7 protein-coding genes and 1 pseudogene are annotated in these 5862 nt (G+C 62.9%); 5 read left to right on the top strand and 3 right to left on the bottom strand.

Translation table 11 applies throughout. From position 1 onward, the window contains the following. Positions 1–117, top strand: a pseudogene (locus EN969_RS36015) (GNAT family N-acetyltransferase); the annotation flags it as partial. 112 nt (positions 118–229) lie between these two features. Then, positions 230–763 (top strand): inorganic diphosphatase, encoded by a 534-nt coding sequence (gene ppa, locus EN969_RS13900; RefSeq protein WP_013528997.1) that lies wholly within the window; start codon positions 230–232, stop codon positions 761–763. A gap of 9 nt (positions 764–772) precedes the next feature. Here the strand turns inward: ppa and EN969_RS13895 are convergent, their stop codons facing one another. Then, entirely contained in the window at positions 773–1366 is a 594-nt protein-coding gene (locus EN969_RS13895; protein ID WP_013528998.1) for a hypothetical protein, read from the bottom strand. A gap of 45 nt (positions 1367–1411) precedes the next feature. Then, complete coding sequence (locus EN969_RS13890) at positions 1412–2029, bottom strand: TetR/AcrR family transcriptional regulator (RefSeq protein WP_013528999.1); 618 nt, start codon at positions 2027–2029, stop codon at positions 1412–1414. A gap of 74 nt (positions 2030–2103) precedes the next feature. On the opposite strand from EN969_RS13890, the gene EN969_RS13885 reads away from it, so the two are divergent. Together EN969_RS13885 and EN969_RS13880 are read left to right on the top strand one after the other, a co-directional pair. Continuing rightward, on the top strand, positions 2104–3387 hold the full coding sequence (locus EN969_RS13885) for an MFS transporter (protein WP_063169470.1): 1284 nt from the start codon (positions 2104–2106) through the stop codon (positions 3385–3387). A 180-nt stretch (positions 3388–3567) separates the two neighbouring features. Beyond that, positions 3568–5142 carry an alkaline phosphatase gene (locus EN969_RS13880; protein WP_063170395.1) on the top strand — a complete coding sequence of 525 codons (1575 nt, stop codon included), beginning with the start codon at positions 3568–3570 and terminating at the stop codon, positions 5140–5142. 48 nt (positions 5143–5190) lie between these two features. Here the strand turns inward: EN969_RS13880 and EN969_RS13875 are convergent, their stop codons facing one another. Next, positions 5191–5472, bottom strand: a complete 282-nt coding sequence (locus EN969_RS13875) for a hypothetical protein (RefSeq protein ID WP_224618852.1) — start codon at positions 5470–5472, stop codon at positions 5191–5193. A gap of 197 nt (positions 5473–5669) precedes the next feature. Here EN969_RS13875 and EN969_RS13870 point away from each other — a divergent pair. Continuing rightward, positions 5670–5862, top strand: a 193-nt coding sequence (locus EN969_RS13870) for a GTP-binding protein (protein WP_245467439.1), incomplete at its 3' end; no start/stop codon positions are given.

Genomic DNA, 5862 nt, shown 5'->3' with positions numbered 1-5862 from the left:
GAGGACAACCAGAACGCGCTTGCCTTCTATGCCGGCGCCGGTGGCCGCGATGTCGCCGAGGGCGTCGAGATCTTCGAGCAAAAGGCGCTGAAGAAGGTCGCTTTCGTCTGGGAATGACAACCCGGCCTTTCGGCAATTGGGCGTTCCATTCGCACCCAGCACCATTCGCCGCATTGCACCATGACGCGCCGCCCGCTATCGATCGTCCATCGAGAGAGGGATTTAAGCCATGCGCATTGAAGCCATAGCCAGCGGAAAGAATCCGCCTGAGGACGTCAACGTCATCATCGAGGTGCCGATCGGCGGCGAGCCGATCAAGTACGAGATGGACAAGGAGGCCGGCACGCTGTTCGTCGACCGCTTCCTGCACACCTCGATGCGCTACCCCGGCAATTACGGCTTCGTGCCGCACACGCTGTCGGGCGACGGCGATCCGATCGACGTGCTGGTCTGCAACACGCGCGCGCTGGTGCCGGGCTGCGTCATCAACGTGCGGCCGATCGGCGTGCTGATCATGGAAGACAATGCCGGCCAGGATGAGAAGATCATCGCCGTGCCGTCGCCAAAACTGACGCTGCGTTACGAGAACGTCACCGAATACACTCAGCTGCCCGACATTACGCGCCAGCAGGTGCAGCACTTCTTCGAGCACTACAAGGATCTCGAGCCCGGCAAATGGGTCAAGATCGAAGGCTGGCACGATTCCAAATACGCCAAGAAGATGATCGTCGACGCGATCGAGCGGGCCAAGGCGAGCAAGTAGCCCGACCGGTCAGTTGTCGACCCGGCCGAAGGCCGGCACTTTGCCGATGACGGTGTGTCTGTCCTTGCCGCAGGCGAAGGTGCGTGCCTTGTCGTCGGCAAGCTTGCGCGCCTGGTCGTTGGCGACGGGATTGCCGGTGGCCAGCACCAGGCCGACGGTGCAGCCGTCGCGGGCGTCCATCTGGCCGACCTTGGCGACGAGCAGCACCTCGGTCGGCTTTTTCTCGTCCTCGGGATTGCTGATCGAGCGGCGATGGATGACGGCATAGGGCACTGCCGTGTCGCCCTTGGTTTCGATGCGCCATTCGACTTTGGCTCCGGACGAATTGAGGCCGGAAAAGCTTTCCCAGACCGTCGTCATGTCGCCGCCGGGCGGAAAACCGTAGAACAGCGATTCACGGGCGTCGTCATAGGCGATCAGTACGGGATAGCCGCGATAGCCTGAACAGGCGAGTTCGGCCCAGTCGCCGTCGCCTTCTTCTGCCTGCGCGTAGGTCACGCAGTCCGTTTTCGAATCCAGATCGGTGTAGGCGCTGGAAATGCCGTCGGCTTGCGCCGCCTGACCGAGACCGACCAGGACAAGCGGGATCAGAATGGCACGCATGGCGGTCAATCTCCGTTGCAAGCCGCCGCAGCGTAGCGCCAAACGCTATTTCTTCAAGCTGGCTTCGATCAGCAGGTCGGCATTGCGGGCAACCGCTTGCGCCGGACCGCCGAGGCCGAACAACTGGCCGCTGATATAGGCGCCCTCGATCAGCAGCAGCAGGCCGTCGCCGAGCGTGTCTGGGTCTTGCGCGCCCATCGCAGCCGCCATGGCGCGCAGGCGGCGGCGCAGTTCCTGCTTGTTGGCCTCGCTGACCACGCGAGCCGGGTGGCTGTGGTCGGGATATTCGACCGCCGCATTGGTCATGCCGCAGCCGCGATAGTCCGCCACCTGCGTGCGCTTGCCGATGCGGGTCAGGAAAGCCTTGATCTGAGCGCGCGGGTCGCCGGGATGAGCGGCGACCGCCTCGTCGAAGCGCTCCCAGTATTCACGGTCATATTGCCTGAGATAGGAAGCGGCCAGTTCGTCCTTGGACGGAAAGCTGCGGTAGAGGCTGGGCTTGGTGACGCCGGCACGCTTGACGATCTCGTCGACGCCGATCGCCCTGATGCCGCGCCGGTAGAACAGGTCATAGGCCACATCGAGGATCTTCTTGGCGGCTTTCGGCGGAGCGGATGCATGACCGTCGCTGATGGTCAGTTCAATATTTTTGTCGGTTGGCATCGTGTGACTCGATTGACAATGTTACCGATCGGTACGTATACATGTTCCCACCCTGCAACGTACCGGTCAGTAACATGATAACTCAATCTCGCCCCTTTGGCCAGCGCTACGCTTTCGTCGTGGTCGGCGTCATCTTCCTCAGCCTGCTGGTCGCGGCTGGCCTGCGCTCCGCACCCTCGGTCATGATGCTGCCACTCGAGAACAGTTTCGGCTGGCGCCGCGACGTCATCTCCCTGGCCGCCGGTGTCGGCATTCTGCTTTACGGTTTGACGGGGCCATTTGCCGCAGCCCTGATGGAGCGCATCGGGCTGCGCCGCACGCTGCTCGCCTCGCTGGTGGTGATGTCGGGCTCGACCATGCTCAGCCTGCTGATGACCAAGCCGTGGCATCTGTTCATCACCTGGGGCGTGTTCTCGGGCATTGGTTCCGGTGCCGTCGCCAGCGTGCTCGGCGCGACCATCGTCAATCGCTGGTTCAAGACCAATCGCGGCCTTGTCATGGGATTGATGTCGGCCTCCAGTGCCTCGGGCATGCTGGTGTTCCTGCCGCTGATCGCCGCTCTGGCACAGTCGGGCGGCTGGCAGCCGGTTGTCATTGCGGTCGCGATCGCGACCGCTGCCCTGATACCGCTGGTCTGGCTGCTGGTGCCGGAGCGGCCGGCATCGATCGGCATGGTGCGCTATGGCGCCGAGGCTGACGATGTGCCGCCGACGCCGCCTGCGTCACAGGGCAACTTTCTGGCGCATACGTTCTCGACGCTGCGCCGTGCCGCCGGCACGCGGGTGTTCTGGTATCTGTTCGCCACCTTCTTCGTCTGCGGCTTCACCACCAACGGGCTGGTCGGCACGCATCTGATCGCGTTTTGCGGCGACATGGGCATCGGCGAGGTGCAGGCCGCCGGCCTGCTGTCGATGATGGGCATTTTCGATCTGATCGGCACGACATTGTCGGGCTGGCTCACCGACCGTTTCGACCCGCGCAAGCTGCTCGGCGTCTATTACGGCATCCGCGGCCTGTCGCTGATCTACCTGCCCTATTCCGGCTTCTCAGCGACCAGCCTGATCATCTTCGCCGTGCTCTACGGTCTCGACTGGATCGCCACCGTGCCGCCGACTCTGAGGCTCGCCAATGAGGCGTTCGGCGATCGCAGTGGGCCGATCGTGTTCGGCTGGATCGTCGCCGGCCACCAGATCGGTGCGGCGACCGCCGCCGCCTTCGGTGGCACCATGCGCGAGTTGCAGGGCAATTACGAACTGGCCTTCCTGATCGCCGGCATGACGGCAATAGCCGCTGCCTGTATCTCGCTGCTGATCAACACCAGCAAGCCGGCATTCGAGCCGGAGCCGCAGGCGGCGTAGGGAGAGACGCTACCGGCCAAGCTGCCATCTCCCCCACACGGAGGAAGATCGGCAGCTTCGCCGTCCGCGCAAACGCCCACCCGCCTGTTGATCGTCAGAAAAACTTCATGATCCCGAGATGTCCCTGAAACATTGACGCTGGATTTTGGTGGCACCGTTCAAGCCATCCAGGAGACAGCCGTGAACAAGCTTTCGATGACTCGCCGCGCTTTCGTCACCTCCGCCAGCGCCGTTGGCCTGGCCGGCGTCTCGAGCCTGGTGCTGCCCTACTATTCGCGCGCCAGTCAGCGGCCGGCCTTCACCCATGGCGTCCAGTCCGGCGATGTCGACGCAACCAGCGGCATGGTGTGGACGCGCACCGATCGCCCGTCGCGCGTCATGTTCGAAGTGTCGTCGACGGAGAACTTCGCCACTGCGACACGCCTGGCGCCGCTCGATACGTCGCCGGCCAGCGACTACACCGTCAAGCGGCTGCTCACCGACCTCGCTTCGGACCAGGATATCTTCTATCGCATGACGGCAGCCGATCTCGCCGACATCAACGCCGTTTCCGAGCCGATCATCGGGCGCTTCAGGACGGCGCCGGCCTCGAAGCGCGACATCCGCTTTGCCTGGTCGGGCGACACCGCCGGCCAGGGCTGGGGCATCGATGAGACCGGCATGAAGACCTACGCCACGATCGGCAAGCACACGCCCGACTTCTTCCTGCATTCGGGCGACACCATCTATGCCGACGGCGCCATGAAGGACGAGGTCGACCTGCCCGGCGGCGGCAAGTGGAAGAACGTCGTGCTGATCGACGGCAAACGCAAGGTTGCCGAGACGCTGGACGAATACCGGGACCAGTGGAAGTACAACATGATGGACAGGAACGTGCTCGGCCTCAGCGCCATCTGCCCGACTTTCTACCAGTGGGACGACCATGAAGTCCTGAACAACTGGTCGGATTCGAAGGATCTCAGCGCCGACAGCCGCTATTCGGAAAAATCCATCCACGTGCTGGCGGCCCGTGCGGCGCGGGCTTTCCACGAGATGACGACGATCCGCTACGAACCTTCCGAGCCCGGCCGCGTCTATCGCAAGATCGCCTACGGGCCGCTGCTCGACGTGTTCTTCCTCGACATGCGCTCCTATCGCGGCCCCAATGGTCCCGACATGCAGGATGAGATGACGCCGCAATCGCGCATGCTCGGCGAACAGCAGACGAAATGGCTGAAGCGCGAACTGGCGAATTCGAAGGCGACCTGGAAAATCATCGCCGCCGACATGCCGCTCGGCCTCGTCGTCTGGGACGACGGCACCAAGAAGGTTGGTGCCGAAGCAGTCAGCAATGGCGACAATGGCTTGCCAAAAGGGCGTGAGCTCGAGATCGCCGACCTGCTGCGCTTCATCAAGAATGCCGGCATCAGCAACACCGTCTGGCTCACCGCCGACGTGCATTACACGGCCGCGCATTATTACAACCCGGACAAGGCGCAGTTCCAGGATTTCAATCCGTTCTGGGAATTCGTTTCGGGTCCGATCCATGCCGGAACGTTCGGGCCGAACGATTTCGACATGACGTTCGGTCCGGAGCTGAAGTTCATCAAGGCGCCGACCGCCGAACAGGGACAGAACCTGCCGCCCTCGGCAGGTCTGCAATTCTTCGGGCTGGTCGATATTTCAGGCGCCAGCGAGCAGATGACGGTGCGGCTGATGGATCGCGACGACAATGAACTCTACAAGGTGACGCTCGACCCGGTGCGGTCGGCATAAGCGCGCGCTGATGGAAAGGTGTCGCGCGCGTCTAGGGCGCGCGATGCCTTAGTCCGGGTAGCAGACCATGGGGATATTCGGCCAGACGGCGCTGTCGCAGTTGGCGGCGTCCTGCCGCTGCTTGAAGGCGGCGCTGACCGGGCCGGTCACCACCGGGTCGACGCCGTCGGGCGCGTCGGCGAAAATCTGCTCGGCCGACTGTGCCTCTGACGGCAAGGCAGGCCGTGATTCCTTCGTCGTCGCGGCCGACTGCGCGGCGTTGGCCGCCAGCAGGACGGCGAAGGCAACAGAGGCGATGAGCGGCCAGAATCGGTTGAGTTTATCGGTCATGACGTTCGAACTGCCCGGGCCCCGAGGGGTTCCCGCCTTGGTTAACAAAATCATCTCACACGCAGATGCTTAAGATTTGATGAGTATTTGGTGACGCGCCTCCTCTTTCGCAACTGCGAAAAACCCTGTATGAGCCGCGCAACCGAAAGAGGCAGCGCCTTTTGGCCTGCTGCCTGCAACGCTTCCGAGACCAGAACATGAAAATCCGTAATATCGCGATCATCGCGCACGTCGACCATGGAAAGACCACCCTGGTCGACCAGCTTTTGAAGCAGTCCGGCTCCTTCCGAGACAATCAGCGCGTGGCCGAGCGCGCCATGGATTCCAACGACCTCGAAAAGGAGCGCGGCATCACCATCCTGGCCAAAGCGACCTCGGTCGACTGGAAGG

This window comes from Mesorhizobium sp. M7A.F.Ca.CA.003.01.2.1 (genome assembly GCF_003998945.1).
Lineage (GTDB): Bacteria > Pseudomonadota > Alphaproteobacteria > Rhizobiales > Rhizobiaceae > Mesorhizobium > Mesorhizobium ciceri.
This window is presented reverse-complemented; position numbering and strand designations above follow the sequence as displayed.

What these genes read in the sequence shown, in the direction of transcription:
- ppa (WP_013528997.1), top strand. Translation starts at nt 230, where the DNA reads ATGCGCATTGAAGCCATAGCCAGCGGAAAGAATCCGCCTGAGGACGTC.
- EN969_RS13895 (WP_013528998.1), bottom strand. Translation starts at nt 1,366, where the DNA reads ATGCGTGCCATTCTGATCCCGCTTGTCCTGGTCGGTCTCGGTCAGGCG.
- EN969_RS13890 (WP_013528999.1), bottom strand. Translation starts at nt 2,029, where the DNA reads ATGCCAACCGACAAAAATATTGAACTGACCATCAGCGACGGTCATGCA.
- EN969_RS13885 (WP_063169470.1), top strand. Translation starts at nt 2,104, where the DNA reads ATGATAACTCAATCTCGCCCCTTTGGCCAGCGCTACGCTTTCGTCGTG.
- EN969_RS13875 (WP_224618852.1), bottom strand. Translation starts at nt 5,472, where the DNA reads ATGACCGATAAACTCAACCGATTCTGGCCGCTCATCGCCTCTGTTGCC.